Below are 16533 nucleotides of genomic sequence, written 5' to 3'. Positions count from 1 at the left end.
ACTCGTAGGTTGGTCGCAGTAATTAAAGTTTTATATTTTAACGCCTTTGCCATAATTAGGCCCTAATCTATTCATAAAAAACCTGATTATTCATATAAAAAATTTCTGCTTAATTGTTAATGTAAAGGATGGAATGTATTTAGTAATGAGAAGTTAACCTTCTTAATATTTATTAATTTAATGATGTAAATAAACTAATTTAAAAAATATATTATTTAATTATTTTTATTAAATAATATAGAGATATTAATTTAATTTACTCAATAATTAATAAGTTTTATTAAAAAATAATGGTTTTAAATAGTTGTGCTTTTACCATTTAAGAAATATAAGTCATTGTATTTTATTGTTATTTTAAAATTTAAATAAATTACATTGTTTTTAAATATTTTAGTGATATTTTATTTTTAAGCTCATTTACCTATTACCTCTCATAGATACTGTGATTTTTATCATTTTAGGTTTGGGATAACCTAAATATCTTTTGGTAATTTTATTGAACCTAATATCTATTCTTTAGGGAGAAAGAATATATGTGGGAATTATTTGTAATTCTACTTTCACTTGGGCTGTTAATGTACACAGCTTACAAGGGCTTTTCAGTCATTCTCATGGCACCCATTTGTGCCTTACTTGCAGTTTTACTTATTAACCCAGCCAATGTTTTACCGTTTTATTCGGGTGTCTTTATGCCCAAAATGGTGAACTTTATTAAAGATTACTTTCTTGTGTTCTTGCTTGGCGCAATTTTCGGTAAAGTTGTTGAAATGTCAGGAATTGCTGAGTCTATTGCTAGAACCATTGTAAGATGGATTGGAGCAAAAAAAGCAATTTTAACCGTTGTACTTTTAGGTGCAATTTTAACCTATAGTGGCGTGAGTTTATTTGTGGCTGTATTCGCAATTTATCCATTTGCCAACCAGCTATTTAGACAAGCCAATATTCCAAAACGTTTAATTCCGGGAACCATCGCGCTTGGTGCATTTACATTCACCATGGATGCATTGCCGGGTACTCCACAAATCCAAAACGTAATTCCAACCACTTTCTTTGGTACCAATATTTATGCCGCACCATTTCTAGGAATTATTGGTGCTATTTTTGTTTTATGCATGGGTTTAAGCTACTTAGAATGGCGTCGCCGTGCTGCTGCAAAAGCTGGGGAAGGATTCTCTGGTTTTGGTATAGACAATATGCAGTCTCAAGAAATTGAAGCTGATATGGCTCTACAAAATAATGGAAGTAAGGCTCGTCAGTTTCTAGCATTTGTACCGCTCATTCTTGTTGCAGTAATGAACAAATATTTGTCTAAAGCAATCAAAGAGTGGTATCCAAATGGCTTTGATTTTGCCTCAGTTGGTCTTGCTGATTACACCGTAGATGTTGCAAAAACTGGTGCGATCTGGGCGGTTGGTCTTGCGCTAATTGTCGGGATTATTACTGCAATTTTGTTTGATTACCAACGTGTAGTGACGAACTTTAAAGAAGGTATTAATGCCAGTATTGGCGGCTCACTTTTAGCAGTGATGAATACGGCTTCTGAGTATGGCTTTGGTGCAATTATTGCGTCATTACCGGGCTTTGCCATGATTAGTCATGCAATGAGCAGTACCTTCACAAATCCTTTAGTGAATGGGGCGGTGACGACAACCGTTTTAGCAGGTATTACCGGTTCAGCTTCTGGTGGTATGAGTATTGCTTTAAGTGCGATGGCTGAACATTATAACGCCGCGATTTTAGCTGCGGGTATTCCACCAGAAGTTATGCACCGTGTAGTTGCGATGGCGTCGGGTGGTATGGATACGCTTCCACATAATGGTGCTGTCATTACTTTACTTGCTGTTACAGGCTTAACCCATAAACAATCGTATAAAGATATTTTTGCAGTTACGGTAATTAAAACATTAGCAGTATTTGTAGTGATTACGGTCTTTACCGTAACGGGTATTGTTTAAATCAGCACGTTATAAGTATTAAGGAGTAAATAGATGACTAAACTTTTAGACGGTAAAGTTGCTTTTATTACAGGTTCTGCAAGTGGTATCGGTCTAGAGATTGCTAAGAAATTTGCTCAAGAAGGTGCCAAAGTTGTTATTTCTGATATGAATGCCGAAAAGTGCCAAGAAACGGCGAATTCACTTAAAGAGCAAGGCCTTGAAGCATTATCTGCACCATGTGATGTGACCGATGAAGACGCTTATAAACAAGCAATTGAGCTTACTCAAAAGACCTTTGGCACGGTTGATATCTTAATTAATAATGCTGGTTTCCAACATGTTGCACCTATTGAAGAGTTTCCAACGGCTGTTTTTCAAAAGTTAGTTCAGGTCATGTTAACAGGGGCATTTATTGGTATTAAACATGTTTTACCAATCATGAAAGCTCAAAAATATGGCCGTATTATTAATATGGCTTCAATTAATGGTTTGATTGGTTTTGCTGGAAAGGCAGGTTATAACAGCGCGAAACATGGCGTGATTGGTCTAACAAAAGTTGCGGCATTGGAATGTGCACGTGATGGTATTACGGTAAATGCTTTATGTCCGGGTTATGTAGATACGCCATTGGTTCGTGGCCAAATTGCAGATTTGGCTAAAACCCGTAATGTAAGTTTAGACAGTGCACTGGAAGACGTAATTTTGGCAATGGTTCCTCAAAAGCGTTTGTTATCTGTTGAAGAAATTGCTGACTATGCGATTTTCCTTGCGAGTAGCAAAGCTGGTGGAGTAACAGGCCAAGCTGTCGTTATGGATGGTGGCTACACAGCACAATAATTTAAGTGTTTTAAAAGCCGCTTATTTTAAATAGGCGGTTTTTTTATTCGTTAAAAATTTATGATAGTCTGCTGTTCAAAATAATGATTTATATCTACTCTATTTGTTTATAAAAAATCTAATAAAATAAGTTCGTTAAGGTATAAAATTATACTTTAAAGGTATTTAACTTATTTCCATTTTTAAAATTTAATAGAGTATGAGAAAGTAATCTTTACTCTCTTTCTTGATTCGGTATTTTCAGGAAAACTCGTCAATTAAAGGATATTAATTGGCATACAAGTTGCTTTTTAAGCAATAAGTTATTTAGCTAGGTGAAAAGGATATGATATCACTCAGCCAACAGACGGAACTCAATCATTATTCACGCAAAGCTGAATTTGCGCAAAATCTGATGTCCACAATTTGTGGTGAACACCGTCTAGACACAATTTACAAAGACACTCTCGATTTTCACTATGACGGAATGCGTTTGCCTAATAAAAAAATGGCAATCGGTACAATCAGTTATGGTGCAAACGTTGCTATTAACATCTCAAATTTAAAAGCGTATAGCATTAGTTTGCCGATACAAGGTCGACAAGCTCTCAACATTCGTGGTGCTCATTATCAATCTGATGAAAACAGGGGCCTTATTGTTTCAAATAACGATCAGCAAGATTTGATTATCGATAAAGATTGCAGAAAATTTCAGGTGGTTATTCCTGAACGCAGTATGCAGATTGTTCTTGCAGATTTACTCAATAAACCAATTGAAAGTCCTATTATTTTTAATCCTGAAATGCACTTAGACTCTGAGCAACTTATTGGTGCATGGTGGAAGAACATTCAAAATTTTGTACAGTTAAAATCGCAATATAGCAATTTTTATGGTTTGCAGATGTTGTCTGAAGATTATGAAAATTTTGTAATTAAAGCGTTATTATTGTCTCAAGAAAATAATTATTCTGAAGCCTTAAAGTCACTCTCACATCAAGACGAGCCAGCGTATATTCGTAAGGTTCGTAATTTTATTATTGAACATGCTCACGAAGAAATCTGTGCAGAAGATTTGCAGCGTCTGGCTGGGGTTTCAAAAACAAAATTGTATGATGAATTTCAACAGTACTACGGCACCAGTCCAATGTCGTATTTGAAAAAATATCGTCTCCAACAAATTTATAAAATCTTGAGCACAACTGGAGCAGATAGAAAGGTTTCTATTTCAAAGCTTGCTTATGACTGGGGCTTTAACCATTTAAGTCGTTTTTCTCAAGAATATCGCGAAGAGTTCGGCGAAAATCCAAGTGAGACCAAAGGCAAAATTTTCTGATATTTAATTTTCCCATTAAAAAACTGATTTAGGCAACTAAATCAGTTTTTTATTTATCGCTTAATATTTATAGACTTTCTTCAAGCTTTAACACTTGTTTGTTTTTAGATTTCTCATAAATCACTTTCAGGCTAAGCGCAATAAATGAGATGAAGGTTGGTAATGCAAGAATAAAGAAAATACCGCTTAAGCTTAGGTTGAAAGTGAAAATAAGAGAGCCAAAGAAAGCTCCTAAAATTGCACCAATACGACCAATACCATGCATCCATGAAACGCCAACTGCACGGCACACTGCTGGATAGAACATAGCTGCAAGTGGCAGTAATGAAGACTGAGCACCTGCCAGTAAGGCCCCAATTAAGAAAATAGTTAGACCTAACAAGAAAATATTTGAACTCACGAGACCTGCAACAATGAATAGTCCAAAAGCGATAAGATATGAATATTTAATGACTGTAGTTGGGTTCAGTTTATCCATGTACCATCCCATAATGGTTGCACCAATCACACCACCTAAAGGGAAAATCGCTGCAATTAAACTAAACTGTTGAGTACTAAAACCTGCTGTTTTTAAAATCGTTGGCATCCAGCTTGTTAAAAGATAAAACACCAATAAACTGGTAAAGCAGCAGAGCCAAAGCATGCTTGAACCCCACAGATATTTTCCTAAAACCACTTTAACTGGATTTTCATCAGAGGTGTTTTCTGCTTGAGTTAAAACAAGTTTTACCGGCTCTTGAAAAGAATGACCTTGAATGTTTTCTAAAATACGCTGAGCTTTGTCTTGTTGATGACGTGTAATTAAGTATTGAGTTGATTCAGGTAATTTAAGCAATAAAGCAACCACCAAAATGAGCGGAATGCTTCCGCCGATAATAATTACTTTGGCCCAGCCATAGCTTTCTAATAGATAAGCTGAAAGGACACCACCACAAGAAATACCCAGCATAAAACCACAGCCAGCAAGACCAGTAAGGAATGCTTTACGCTTTACAGGCATATATTCAGACACAATGGTACTGATGTTTGGCATGGCTGCACCTAAACCAACACCTGTAATAAAACGATAAATCATTAAGTCTTGGGTTGAATTAGCAAAGCCACACAAAATCGTAAATATGGAAAATAAAAGACTTGTAAAAACAATGACGCCTTTACGTCCAAATTTATCGGACAAAGGCCCAGAAATGATTGCACCGATCGACATACCGACTAAGGCAGCACTTAAAACCGGAGCAAGTTGAGGCTTGGTAATTCCCCAATCATCGAGCAATGCAGGGGCAACAAAACCAATAATTCCTGTGTCTAGACCATCACAGAAAAAGACAAAAAAGCCTAGGATAAAAACCATCCACTGTAGTGGAGACAGTTTCTCACGGTTGATAATCGTGTTTGCATCTATCGTTTTCATACGTATTCCTTATTCATTAAAATTTTTTGCTGTAATTGACGAAGAAACGGTTTTCAGAGAAATCATTTCCATGCTTAACGTCATAATTGATGAAGATGTACTGAAGAGCTAAGCCTTTGAGGAATGGCTGTTGAAGGGCATAATTGACAATAACGTTTGCTTCACTTTCTTTATTTTTTAAGCCATCTGCTGTCTTAAAGTGATCGCCATATACATATTTGAAAGTGGTATTTAAGCCAGGCACATAATCTTTAAAGTCATAGCCATAAATAAAGTGATAGGACTTTTCATCTTGTTTGAAGAAACCAGTCGTGTTCCAGTTAATGAAATAAGTTTCAGGCAAGAAACCATCTGGTAACGGGTAAGCAGACTCACCAATAATTTGCTGATAACCCACACCAAAACTATGATTTTTTACTTTAAGCGTTTCTAGTAGCCCTACATTTTGTGCATCGATGTCAAAAAGATTTCCATTATCTTTGGCATTGAAATATTTGAACTTTGAATTAACTGAAAAATTAGAATTTTTCCATATGTGGTCAACGCCGACATAATGTTTGTTATATAAATCCTCCATATTTCCAAAGTAATATTCACCCTTCAATGTAGGCGTAAATTGATAGCGAAGATCTATGTAGTTAAGTCCGTCGGAATAGCCAGTCACACCTTTTGAAGTAAATGAAAATCGATGGAAATCTTCTTCATTTCGCGGTGATACTTTTTCAATGCGGCCAATTTCTGCAAAAAGCTTATCGTTTAGCTGGCTCTTAAGGTTAGTTCCCCAATAAGATGTCAGGAGTTGTCGACTTGCATCTACAGTGGTTACGGGTAAATCTAGCCATAATTCACCCATGCTGAGTAGCATCTTGTTATAGCCTAACTTTAAGGTTGCGCCATATTTTAGATAATCGGGTGCTTGTGACTGCGTCGCTTTATCAAAAGGTAATACCGTATCTGCAACATGTTTATCTTGGCTTAATCGAACCGCATATTGTGCTGAAGCATTTGCGCCAATTTGAATTGGGGTTCCACCAATTTCTAACGGCGTATCATGCATATTTGAGTTGTAAAATAGAGAAACTGATTGTGACCAGCTACCTGTATCTTTTACATCTGGATTGTCATAGTTTCTGTCTATATATGCATTTTTTGATGTAAATTTCCATTCTTCATCCGCTGAATAAGCCTGAGTAGAAAATGCACTGCAACATAAAATATTGATGAGCATTAACGTTTTTTGTTGTCCATAAATTGGCCATGGTCGATGCATAAATAAACGCCTTAATTTAGAAAATGACTGGGCTTTTTTTATGTAATCAAACGAATTACATGACTTGATTGAACTATTTTTAGCCAATCGTCACTATCCAATAAGTCCTAATCTTCATCCATTTTTTCCAAATGAGATAAAAAGCATTAATTTAATTTTTTAGTTTAAAGTTATGAAATTTATTAGTTTTCTTATTTTTAGTGTTTTATCCAGTTTGATAAATTTTGATAATTGCGCAGATATTGGATAGAGCTTGCAGCTTTTGGACAGTCTAAAAAAAATTTCGGATAGAAGATAAAGCCATAACAATGTCAGGAGTTGACACTATGGCTGGTCAAACCATTCAAATTAAAACAGCATCTGGAAAGCAGTTCAGTGCATATCTAGCGACGCCAGAAACAGGAAAAGGACCCGGTGTGGTGCTTTGTCAGGAAATCTTTGGGGTGAATGCAGCCATGCGAGAAAAAGCAGAATTTCTTGCAGAAGAAGGTTATACCGTTTTGGTTCCTGATTTATTTTGGCGTGTCGCACCTAATATAGAACTGGGTTATACACCAGAAGATTTTCAAAAGGCTTTTGAACTTTATCAGCAATATGATGAAAATCTTGGGGTTGAAGATATTCAGGACAGCTTAGCTTTTTTAAAGACTCGACCAGAATGTGACACTTCTACAGGTCTCGGCGTAGTGGGCTATTGTTTAGGTGGAAAGCTGGCGTATCTAGCAGGCTGCCGACTTTCTGACGTGGCATGTGCCGTAGGTTATTACGGTGTAGGCATTGAAAAAGCGTTAGATGAGTTAGCTAACGTAAAAGGACGTTTGGTTTTACATATTGCAGAACTGGACCAATTTACACCGCCAGATGCAAGGCAAGCGATTGTGAATGCAGCCAACCAATATTCAAACGTACAAGCCTATGTTTATGAAGGTGTTGATCATGCTTTTGCACGCCCTAAAAGCAATCATTATCACAAACCTTCAGCACGCTTTGCCCACGAACGTACAGTAACCGCTCTACATGACACGATTGGACCGAAATATGACTTAGTTGCGCTATGGGAAGAGCATATTCATCATGAATTCGATACGCGTGACGTGCCAGCAACCATGGCAACAATGGTCGCAGAACCGTATGTCAACCATATTCCAACCTTAACTGGCGGTGTAGGTCAAAGCCAGCTCGCTCGTTTTTATCAATATCACTTTGTTCACCAAAACCCGAAAGATATGAAGATTACTTCGATCTCTCGTACGGTTGGCTCAACGCAAGTGGTAGACGAGTTCATTATGAGCTTTACCCACGACGCTGAAATTGACTGGTTATTACCGGGTGTAAAACCGACTGGTAAATATGTCGAAATTCCAATGTTGGGTGTAATTCAGTTCAGAGGTTCAAAGTTGTGCCATGAGCATATTTACTGGGACCAAGCATCGGTGCTCGTTCAAATTGGTTTATTAGACCCAACAGGCTTACCAGTTGCAGGTGTCGAGACAGCACGAAAACTTCTTGATGAAGATCTTCCTTCAAATACGTTGATGCCATCTTGGTCAAGTAGTGAAGGCAAGCCAGTCAATTAAGGAGTATCAGTAATGAATATAGATTTAAAAGGAAAAGTCGCTGTGGTGAGCGGCGGCGCAACACTTATTGGTAAAGCTGTTGTACAAGCTTTGGTCAGTGCAGGTGCTCATGTCGCTATCTTAGATATTGATGCCAAAGGCAAGGCAATTGCAGAAAGCTTTAACCATGATGTGATGTTTATTCAAACCGATTTAACCAGTGATGCGGCTATTCGACAAGCTGTGGCGGATATTCACCAACATTTAGGTGAAGTGAGTTACTTGGTGAATTTGGCATGTACTTACTTAGATGACGGTTTTAAATCTTCACGTCAGGACTGGTTACAAGCACTCGATATTAATTTGGTCTCTACAGTTGAGCTGAGCCGTGCTTTATACAATGACCTAAAAAAGCAGCAAGGTTCAATCGTTAATTTTACTTCAATCTCGGCCAAAGTGGCACAAACAGGGCGCTGGTTATATCCAGTTTCTAAAGCCGCGATACGTCAACTCACACAAAGCATGGCAATGGATTTTGCTGCCGATGGTATTCGCGTCAACTCAGTTTCACCGGGTTGGACATGGTCTCGTGTCATTGCAGAAGTCAGTGGCAATAACCGTGAAAAGGCCGATAGCGTGGCAGCCGATTATCACTTGCTAGGCCGATTGGGTCATCCCGAAGAAGTTGCCAATGTTGTTTTGTTTTTATTGTCACCCGCTGCGAGTTTTGTCACCGGAGCTGATTATGCGGTCGATGGCGGATATTCAGTGATGGGCCCTGAAGGATCACAGCCCGCTATTCCACGTTTAGCCGAATAGCACAGCGTTTTAAAAGCACATTTAGAAAATTATGGAGAATATTATGCGCCGTATTGCAATTGTTGGAGCAGGGCAGTCTGGTTTACAGCTTGGTTTAGGTTTATTGGATACAGGCTATGACGTGACCATGATCACCAACCGAACTGCCGATGAAATCCGTCAAGGTAAAGTCATGTCAAGCCAGTGTATGTTTCATACCGCTTTACAAACTGAACGTGACTTGGGACTAAATTTTTGGGAAGAACAATGTCCAGCGGTAGAAGGCATCGGGCTGGCTTTAGTTAATCCTGAAAATGGTGGTAAAGCATTTGAATGGAGTGCTCGGCTTGAGCGTTACGCTCAATCGGTCGATCAACGCGTCAAAATGCCATATTGGATGGAAGAATTTGAACGCTGTGGTGGCCGATTGGTAATTCAGGATGTGGGAATAGACGAGTTAGAACAACTCGCAAACGACTACGAACTTGTATTACTCGCGGCTGGTAAAGGTGAAGTCGTTAAACAGTTTGAGCGTGATGATGTACGAAGTGTTTTCGATAAACCGCAGCGCGCTTTGGCATTGACCTATGTCAAAAACATGAAGCCAATTTCGCCATACTCTCGTGTGACTTTTAATATTATTCCAGAAGTGGGCGAATACTTTTCATTTCCAGCACTTACAGTAAATGGTCCTTGCGACATTATGGTGTTTGAAGGTATTCCAAATGGGCCAATGGATTGCTGGCAAGATGTCAAAACACCTGAACAGCATCTGCAATGCAGTTTGGATTTACTCAAGAAATTTGTACCTTGGGAATATGAACGCTGCGCGAATGTTGAGTTAACCGATGCTGGTGGATATTTAGCAGGACGTTTCCCGCCGACAGTACGTAAACCCGTTTTAACCTTACCGTCTGGCAAGAAAATTTTTGGTATGGCAGATGCCTTGGTGGTGAATGATCCGATTACTGGTCAAGGCTCAAACAACGCTGCTAAGTGTAGCAAAATCTATTTCGATGCCATTTTAGCCAATGATAATCAAAACTTTAGCGAACAATGGATGGTTCAAACTTTTGAACGTTATTGGGCTTATGCAGAAAAAGTCGTGGCTTGGACCAATAGCCTATTAGTACCACCGCAGCCCCATGTTGTTGAACTCCTAGCAGCTGCAAGCCAAAACCAAAGCATTGCTTCCATTATGGCTAATAACTTTGATGACCCTCGTGCCTTTGCTCCTTGGTGGTTCGATGCAGATCAAGCTCAAGCATTCATGGCCTCAAAAACCGCAGCAAAAGTAGCCTAGGTCATAGTCAAAGGGAGATATGAAAAATGGACACAATTGAAACTTTAGCTTTACAAGCGATTAATGCTGAAAACCCAAGAGAAATCCGTAATTTGCTTGGACAGTTTGCAACTGGCGTTACCGTGATTACAACTCGTGGTAAAGATGGTCGGAAAATAGGAATGACAGCCAATTCCTTTTCATCGCTGTCTTTAGATCCGCCATTAATTTTGTGGAGTCTTTCAAAAACAGCGCCAAGTTTGTCAGATTTTGTAGAGGCTGAATATTTTGCCATTCACATGTTGGCACAGGAGCATCACCAGCTTTCGGGACATTTTGCTCGAGGTGCTGAAGATAAATTTGCAGGTATTGCCCATCAACAATGCAATGCAGGTGTTCCAATTTTGTCCGATGCACTCGCAACCTTGGTTTGCCGCAATGTAAATCAGTATGAAGGCGGAGATCACCTGATTTTCATTGGTCAAATTGAACAATACCAACAACGCCAAGGTGAACCATTGGTGTTCCACGCAGGAAAGTATCGGATTGCCGCTGAGCATCCAGAATTAGCACATTAATTCACCACAATCACGATCAATCCGGTCGTGATTTTTTTATAGGAAATAAGAAGATGAAAAGCACTTTAATTAAACATGGCTTTTTAGCAGGGACATTATTGGGTTTGCCATTGGTTTCTCATGCCTATGATTTACCGACCGTAAATTTAGGTATGACTAGCTTTCTCGATGGCGGATTACCCGCAGGGCCCGGTTGGTATGCTCAAACTTACTTTCAAAATTACGATAGTAATAAACTGGTCGATGCCAATGGACAAAAATTAGGTTTACCTAAAACAGATTTAAATTATCAAGTATTGGTTGAACAGATTAGTTATTTATCGAATGTCCGAGTAAAAGATAAAGCCAGCCTAGGTATGAATTTTTTAATTCCTTTTGTCAGTAAAATGGACATGGATGATGGCTTGAATAATGCTGCCATTAAGGCCCAAAGCGGCTTTGGGGACATTATGATTGGACCTTTTATTCAGTTCGATCCAATCATGGGTGCACAAGGGCCTAAGTTTGTATATCGTTTTGAGTTTCAGGTGAATTTACCTACTGGGGAATACGACCAGCAAAAAGATATTAACCCAAGTAATAACGCTGTTTCATTTGATCCTTATTGGGCTGCCACATATTGGTTTAATCCCAAATGGACCGCTTCCACGCGTATCCATTATCTCTATAATTTTAAAAATGATGACCCAAGCTATGCTTTTGCTGGAGCAAATGATATGCAAGCTGGGCAAGCAATTCATGCAAACTTCGCAACAGATTATGCCATTACCGAACAGTTCCGCTTAGGACTAAATGGCTATTGGTTAAAACAAGTGACAGATACAGAAGTCGATGGTGAGAAAGTCAAAGGTCGACGTGAACAAGTTTGGGCTATTGGCCCAGGCGCCATGTATAGTTTTTCTAAAAATGATCACTTGGTTGCAAATGCTTATTTTGAGCAAGATGCTGAAAACCGTCCAGAAGGTACGCGACTACAAGTTCGTTATGTCCATCATTTTTAAATCATAAAAAAAGCCTTTTATATCAACAAATATAAAAGGCTTTTATCTATTTTAGTTTAAGAAAAAATTGAAGTAATTAAGCCTGAACCTTCACTGTGACCAGAACGGCGAGTAGACGAAGGTAACTCACCATAACGGCGTTTATATTCTTGAGAAAAACGACCTAAGTGAGTAAATCCCCATTTAAATGCAACGTCAGTAACCGACAGATTTTCATTATGCATGAGTTCTAAATGAGCTTGTTCAAAGCGTAATTCTTTTAAATAAGACATTGGGGTGGTCCCCAAATAGTTTTTAAAACCAGTAAATAGAGTTCTTACGCTCACGCCTGCATGTTCAGCTAAAATCTCGACATTGAGCGGCTCATGCAAATGTTCTTTAATGTAGGCTTCTGTACGCTTCACGAAATAAGGAGAAACGGTTTTTTCTTTATAATGATCAAGCTTATGTAATGCATTGTTGGGCTGACCATAAATCAGTGCATTAAATAAATTTGACTCAAACTGTTTAAAGGCTAAAGGATGATGGAGAGGGTGTTGCTCACATGCTAAAGCATCCATTAAGGTTCTAACAAGCTGCAAAAAATAGGCTCCACCTTGGGTAGAAAAATCTAATTTTGGGTCAAAAACGAGTAAGTTATTTTCTGAATCGGCAATGTGTTGACGGCAATGGTAAGTAAAATCATCCTTTGAAACTTTTAGAATAAGCTGTGGTGAGTTCGCATGCCAGCGCATACGCAAAGATTGCTGAGGTGAAATAAGAGAAGCAACTTGAGAATAAGAAATAAACTTTTGCGAACCAAACTCGATTTCTGCGTAGCCTTGAGTTGGAATTTGAATTAAGTAAAAGTTATCCAGATGATCTGGTTCAATAATGACATCTGCGCCATATTCTAAGCGACTAATAGATAGCGCACCTGTTTTAACATGGTGCATAGTTGCACTGAAATCTCGCTTCTGATGAGAGATTTTAAGATCATGCGGTTTAAAAATTTGGCCTACATTTCGGCAGGTTTCGCTTAAATCGTGGTGATCGAACACCAAATTATGATCAGTAAAGATAGACTCATTTTGAAAATGACGTCCATTGAGTTCGTGGGAGTTGGCTTGGTTCATATATATCCCTTTTGGCTCACTCCTGTATTTACCTGTGTTACAAAAGCTTTAAAATTTCGCTGTACATCAAGTAAATACGGCACTTAAAAAAAATTAAGTTACGCGTAAAATACAATGAGATATAAGCAAAATACAGACCAATTTAACCGCTAATTAATATGATTTTCTCAAATTTTTAAGTTGGATTTTATCCATCAATTTAATACATTCGAGAAATAGAATAGGGGGATATAAAAGGTACTTTAACTTAATCTCATCATGATCTTATTCCTTAAGATCTATCAAAATTTATAGCAAATCCGAGCGAACTGGTCAATTTATTTTGTCGGAATCTATTGATTTATATTATTGATATATAAAAACTTTTAATTTAAGTGCAAAAATTCAATATACCCCTTATAAGAGTATATTGAATCATTTCAGGTTTAGTGATTTTTAAGCTATTTATACTTTAACGTGATGTATTGCTCTGTAAAAATTTCTCGCTGTAAATACGGTAGTTTTGCAAAGATTGCTCATCTAACCAATTTTTAACGGCTTCAATCATTGGTGGTGGACCACATAAATACATATCAAAAGCCTGCTCGGCCAGTTGATCTTTATTTAAGTGCTCATGGATATAGCCTGCTTTACCTTGCCAAGTTTCCGTTGCCTTAGTCACAATCGGGTGATAACTAAAGTTGGGTAGCTGTTCAGCATAGGCATGTAAACGCTGTTGTTCACACAAGTCGGTTTCACTATTTACGCCGTAGTACAACTGAACGGCAGGTGAGTTAGGCTGCTCAACCAAGTTATCAAGCATTCCTAAAAATGCGGATAATCCCGTTCCACCTGCTACAAAAACCAGTGGTCGCTGTACTTCACGTAAATAAAAACTACCAAGCGGTGCTTCAATAAGTAAGCTTTGTCCGACCTGACAACGGTCACGCAAGTAATTACTCATCACACCGTCTGGCAAGAGACGAATGAGAAATTGCAATTGATTGGTTGCATTTGGTCTATTTGCAAATGAATATGAGCGCCAGTCTTCTGTATTCGGTATTTGCAAACGAGCATATTGACCCGGTAAAAACTGAAGTTGTGCAGCATGACTACTTGCATCAAGATGCAAAATTGCTGTGGTTTCAGAAACTAGCTCAACCGCAGTCACTTTGGTTTCAATTTTTAAAGTATCACCAGCGTTACAAATAGCAGAATCATGATCGAAATAAAAAGCTGCATCTGATTTTACACGGGTCTGGCAAGCTAACATTTTTCGTTCGGCCAAATCACGTTCACTTAATGCATCTTCATCGACATATTCTTGTTCATAAATACCAGTTTCACACTGTCCCTGACAGGTACCACAAACACCTTCACGGCAGTCTAACGGCAGGTTAATTCCCTGACGAACTGCCGCATCAAGCAACAATTCGTCGTTATTTACTGAAATGAAAAAGGTTTTGCCATCGGCAAAGTTAAGTGCAACTGAATGTCCCATTTTCATTCCCCTTAAACGTGATAGAAGTCTAAAACGGAATCAATTTTGTCATTGAGCAAAATGCTGTGCTGACGACGAATACGGAAACCATCTGCTGTTTGGCGTAAAAGATAAGTAGCGTGTCCGTAAAAACAGCCTTCTAAACCTTGACGGTTATAAAGCGTTTGCCATGCAACTTTTGCTTCAATTAATCCATCTTCCAGTGTTTTAACTCGAATGTTATTCATGCTGTGTAACGTACGTGGTAACGGTGTTGCAGAAGCAGCTTTTCCTGTACGAATACGGAATACACGGTCTTCAAGTCCTGTACGGTCTGCATAATAAATATAAGACAAACCCTGATTTGGATCTTGAACATAGTTATGGTCATCAATCCACTGTGGAATATGATATTCACTATCTTCATCATAAAGCTCTAGATAGGCATCCCAGTCATAAGCATCACAAAGCTCTGCTTTTTTGTACAAAAACTGAGATACAGCAAAATGTAGTTCTTGTGACATGGTTACACCTCATCCATTAGGGCATTGTTTTCAAAAGTAATATCTTGCATTTTCAATGCTTTCTTGTTTAATCCGTCGAGCATCAGACGTTGCCAATGTCCATGCTGGTTTACATAGAGTCCTTCGTGGGTAAACTCTCGGCCAGTAATGACGGGTTGAATGCCTAAATCTTGTGAGTTTTTAGTTGCGCCATATTCCCAAGACTGACAACCACGCGAAATATCGCTCCAACGTTCAAGACGTGCCTGAAAACCTTTTTGTTGCTCACGGAATTCAACTAAATCGTCTGGTGTACCAAGGCCTGATACATTAAAGAAATCTTCAAACTGGCGAATACGGTTACGGCGTGCTTCAGCAGATTCACCTTTAACGCCAATACATTGGCTGATGACTTCAGTTTTATTCCATGCCACAGGGCGAACAATACGAAGCTGTGAACTAATTTGGTCCATGAAAAATAGGCTAGGGTACAAGTTTAAGTTTCTTAAACGATGCATTGCCCATTCAGCATATTTGTCGCCGTATTTTTCGACCATATACGGCATAACTGTGCTATAGCCCGGTCGAACAGTTGGGTTCGGCATATCACTGAATAAAACACTATGGCCATTTTTGAAACTAAACCAGCCATCGTCAGTTTCTGAGTCACCGGCCCCTAACTTGCTATAGTCAAGCGTATCGAGTTCTTCACCTTTTGATGCATTGACTTGCTGACGGTGTTGAACTGTAGAGACGTAGTTATAGTGAACGGTACTGACATGGTAACCATCTAAGCCATTTTCATTTTGTAGCTTCCAGTTACCTGCAAATGTATAAGATGACTTGCCTTGAAGTACTTCGAGTTCACCTGTTGGCGACTGATTAACCATTAAATCAAGGAACAGTTTTGCATCGCCCAAAAAGTCTTCTAGAGAATCTGTTGCTTTAGTATCGAGGCTTACAAATACAAATCCACGGTAGCTGGCAATACGGCCTTGTTTTAAACCTCGGCTTGATTTATCAAAATCTTCACAATATTCAGCAGGTGCTTTGACTTTCACCAAGCGGCCATCTGACTTATAACACCAAGCATGGAACGGACATGTAAAGGTTGACTGGTTGCCTTTAGCAACGCGTGTTAAGGTTGCGCCGCGGTGTTCACAAGCATTGACCATGGCATGTAGTTCGCCTTTACCATCACGGCTCACAATAATCGGTTGACGACCAATTTGAACTGTTAAGAAATCATGATTGTTTGGAATTTCACTTTCATGACATGCGTAAATCCAAACTTTTTCAAAAATAAGTTCCATTTCCAAGTCAAATAGTTCTGGCTCGGTAAACATGTCACGTGCAATACGAAACACACCATCGTTAGGACGGAAGTCGATACATCCATCTATAAAATCATTCCATTGTTTTAAATTAGATGAGGTCATTTACTCAATCCTCCAATCAATCAGCTTTTAACTGA

Annotated in this window: 14 protein-coding genes; 8 read left to right on the top strand and 6 right to left on the bottom strand. The window is 38.6% G+C overall.

Annotation, left to right across the window (positions count from 1 at the left end):
* The first annotated feature begins 533 nt into the window (after window positions 1-533).
* The 3 genes from ACLCEG_RS01590 (at window position 534) to ACLCEG_RS01580 (ending at window position 4086) form a co-directional block, all read left to right on the top strand.
* Complete coding sequence (locus tag ACLCEG_RS01590; protein ID WP_004701709.1) at window positions 534-1955, top strand: GntP family permease; 1422 nt, start codon at window positions 534-536, stop codon at window positions 1953-1955.
* Between the two features lie 33 nt (window positions 1956-1988).
* Complete coding sequence (locus tag ACLCEG_RS01585) at window positions 1989-2774, top strand: 3-hydroxybutyrate dehydrogenase (RefSeq protein WP_019459108.1); 786 nt, start codon at window positions 1989-1991, stop codon at window positions 2772-2774.
* A gap of 325 nt (window positions 2775-3099) precedes the next feature.
* On the top strand, window positions 3100-4086 hold the full coding sequence (locus ACLCEG_RS01580) for an AraC family transcriptional regulator (RefSeq protein WP_410565275.1): 987 nt from the start codon (window positions 3100-3102) through the stop codon (window positions 4084-4086).
* Between the two features lie 67 nt (window positions 4087-4153).
* Here ACLCEG_RS01580 and ACLCEG_RS01575 read toward each other — a convergent pair whose 3' ends face one another.
* Together ACLCEG_RS01575 and ACLCEG_RS01570 are read right to left on the bottom strand one after the other, a co-directional pair.
* A complete protein-coding gene (locus ACLCEG_RS01575) occupies window positions 4154-5497 on the bottom strand; it encodes an MFS transporter (RefSeq protein ID WP_410565273.1) in 1344 nt (447 codons plus the stop codon).
* A gap of 16 nt (window positions 5498-5513) precedes the next feature.
* The gene (locus ACLCEG_RS01570; protein ID WP_410566528.1) at window positions 5514-6725 is read right to left on the bottom strand and encodes an OprD family outer membrane porin; all 1212 of its coding nucleotides are present in this window, start codon (window positions 6723-6725) and stop codon (window positions 5514-5516) included.
* A gap of 368 nt (window positions 6726-7093) precedes the next feature.
* Here ACLCEG_RS01570 and ACLCEG_RS01565 point away from each other — a divergent pair, with 368 nt between their 5' ends.
* From ACLCEG_RS01565 to ACLCEG_RS01545, 5 genes are read left to right on the top strand one after another with little or no spacing between them, the layout of a single operon-like run.
* The gene (locus ACLCEG_RS01565; RefSeq protein ID WP_410565270.1) at window positions 7094-8344 is read left to right on the top strand and encodes a dienelactone hydrolase family protein; all 1251 of its coding nucleotides are present in this window, start codon (window positions 7094-7096) and stop codon (window positions 8342-8344) included.
* A gap of 12 nt (window positions 8345-8356) precedes the next feature.
* A complete protein-coding gene (locus ACLCEG_RS01560; protein WP_348885330.1) occupies window positions 8357-9142 on the top strand; it encodes an SDR family oxidoreductase in 786 nt (261 codons plus the stop codon).
* 43 nt (window positions 9143-9185) lie between these two features.
* On the top strand, window positions 9186-10424 hold the full coding sequence (locus ACLCEG_RS01555; RefSeq protein WP_410565267.1) for a styrene monooxygenase/indole monooxygenase family protein: 1239 nt from the start codon (window positions 9186-9188) through the stop codon (window positions 10422-10424).
* A 26-nt stretch (window positions 10425-10450) separates the two neighbouring features.
* Window positions 10451-10981 (top strand): flavin reductase family protein, encoded by a 531-nt coding sequence (locus ACLCEG_RS01550; protein WP_014206712.1) that lies wholly within the window; start codon window positions 10451-10453, stop codon window positions 10979-10981.
* A 53-nt stretch (window positions 10982-11034) separates the two neighbouring features.
* Window positions 11035-11982, top strand: coding sequence for a transporter (locus tag ACLCEG_RS01545; protein WP_410565265.1), 948 nt, complete (start codon window positions 11035-11037; stop codon window positions 11980-11982).
* 56 nt (window positions 11983-12038) lie between these two features.
* Here the strand turns inward: ACLCEG_RS01545 and ACLCEG_RS01540 are convergent, their stop codons facing one another.
* The 4 genes from ACLCEG_RS01540 to antA all read right to left on the bottom strand — a co-directional run bounded on the left by ACLCEG_RS01540 (window position 12039) and on the right by antA (window position 16498).
* Complete coding sequence (locus ACLCEG_RS01540; RefSeq protein ID WP_135924916.1) at window positions 12039-13097, bottom strand: AraC family transcriptional regulator; 1059 nt, start codon at window positions 13095-13097, stop codon at window positions 12039-12041.
* A gap of 451 nt (window positions 13098-13548) precedes the next feature.
* Window positions 13549-14583: an anthranilate 1,2-dioxygenase electron transfer component AntC gene (gene antC / locus ACLCEG_RS01535; protein WP_080660818.1), complete on the bottom strand. Its 1035-nt coding sequence runs from the start codon at window positions 14581-14583 to the stop codon at window positions 13549-13551.
* A gap of 5 nt (window positions 14584-14588) precedes the next feature.
* On the bottom strand, window positions 14589-15080 hold the full coding sequence (gene antB, locus ACLCEG_RS01530) for an anthranilate 1,2-dioxygenase small subunit (protein WP_139887959.1): 492 nt from the start codon (window positions 15078-15080) through the stop codon (window positions 14589-14591).
* A gap of 2 nt (window positions 15081-15082) precedes the next feature.
* The gene (antA, locus tag ACLCEG_RS01525; RefSeq protein ID WP_410565262.1) at window positions 15083-16498 is read right to left on the bottom strand and encodes an anthranilate 1,2-dioxygenase large subunit; all 1416 of its coding nucleotides are present in this window, start codon (window positions 16496-16498) and stop codon (window positions 15083-15085) included.
* Window positions 16499-16533: the final 35 nt, after the last annotated feature.

Source organism: Acinetobacter sp. H1(2024), assembly GCF_046557555.1.
Lineage (GTDB): Bacteria > Pseudomonadota > Gammaproteobacteria > Pseudomonadales > Moraxellaceae > Acinetobacter > Acinetobacter seifertii.
The sequence above is the reverse complement of the archived record's forward strand: the minus strand, read 5'-3'. Positions and strand labels throughout refer to the sequence as shown.

Coding starts and splice junctions, on each gene's coding strand:
- antA (WP_410565262.1), bottom strand. CDS start 16,498: ATGACCTCATCTAATTTAAAACAATGGAATGATTTTATAGATGGATGT.
- ACLCEG_RS01575 (WP_410565273.1), bottom strand. CDS start 5,497: ATGAAAACGATAGATGCAAACACGATTATCAACCGTGAGAAACTGTCT.
- ACLCEG_RS01585 (WP_019459108.1), top strand. CDS start 1,989: ATGACTAAACTTTTAGACGGTAAAGTTGCTTTTATTACAGGTTCTGCA.
- ACLCEG_RS01560 (WP_348885330.1), top strand. CDS start 8,357: ATGAATATAGATTTAAAAGGAAAAGTCGCTGTGGTGAGCGGCGGCGCA.
- ACLCEG_RS01570 (WP_410566528.1), bottom strand. CDS start 6,725: ATGCTCATCAATATTTTATGTTGCAGTGCATTTTCTACTCAGGCTTAT.
- antC (WP_080660818.1), bottom strand. CDS start 14,583: ATGAAAATGGGACATTCAGTTGCACTTAACTTTGCCGATGGCAAAACC.
- ACLCEG_RS01550 (WP_014206712.1), top strand. CDS start 10,451: ATGGACACAATTGAAACTTTAGCTTTACAAGCGATTAATGCTGAAAAC.
- ACLCEG_RS01580 (WP_410565275.1), top strand. CDS start 3,100: ATGATATCACTCAGCCAACAGACGGAACTCAATCATTATTCACGCAAA.
- ACLCEG_RS01555 (WP_410565267.1), top strand. CDS start 9,186: ATGCGCCGTATTGCAATTGTTGGAGCAGGGCAGTCTGGTTTACAGCTT.
- ACLCEG_RS01590 (WP_004701709.1), top strand. CDS start 534: ATGTGGGAATTATTTGTAATTCTACTTTCACTTGGGCTGTTAATGTAC.
- ACLCEG_RS01545 (WP_410565265.1), top strand. CDS start 11,035: ATGAAAAGCACTTTAATTAAACATGGCTTTTTAGCAGGGACATTATTG.
- ACLCEG_RS01540 (WP_135924916.1), bottom strand. CDS start 13,097: ATGAACCAAGCCAACTCCCACGAACTCAATGGACGTCATTTTCAAAAT.
- antB (WP_139887959.1), bottom strand. CDS start 15,080: ATGTCACAAGAACTACATTTTGCTGTATCTCAGTTTTTGTACAAAAAA.
- ACLCEG_RS01565 (WP_410565270.1), top strand. CDS start 7,094: ATGGCTGGTCAAACCATTCAAATTAAAACAGCATCTGGAAAGCAGTTC.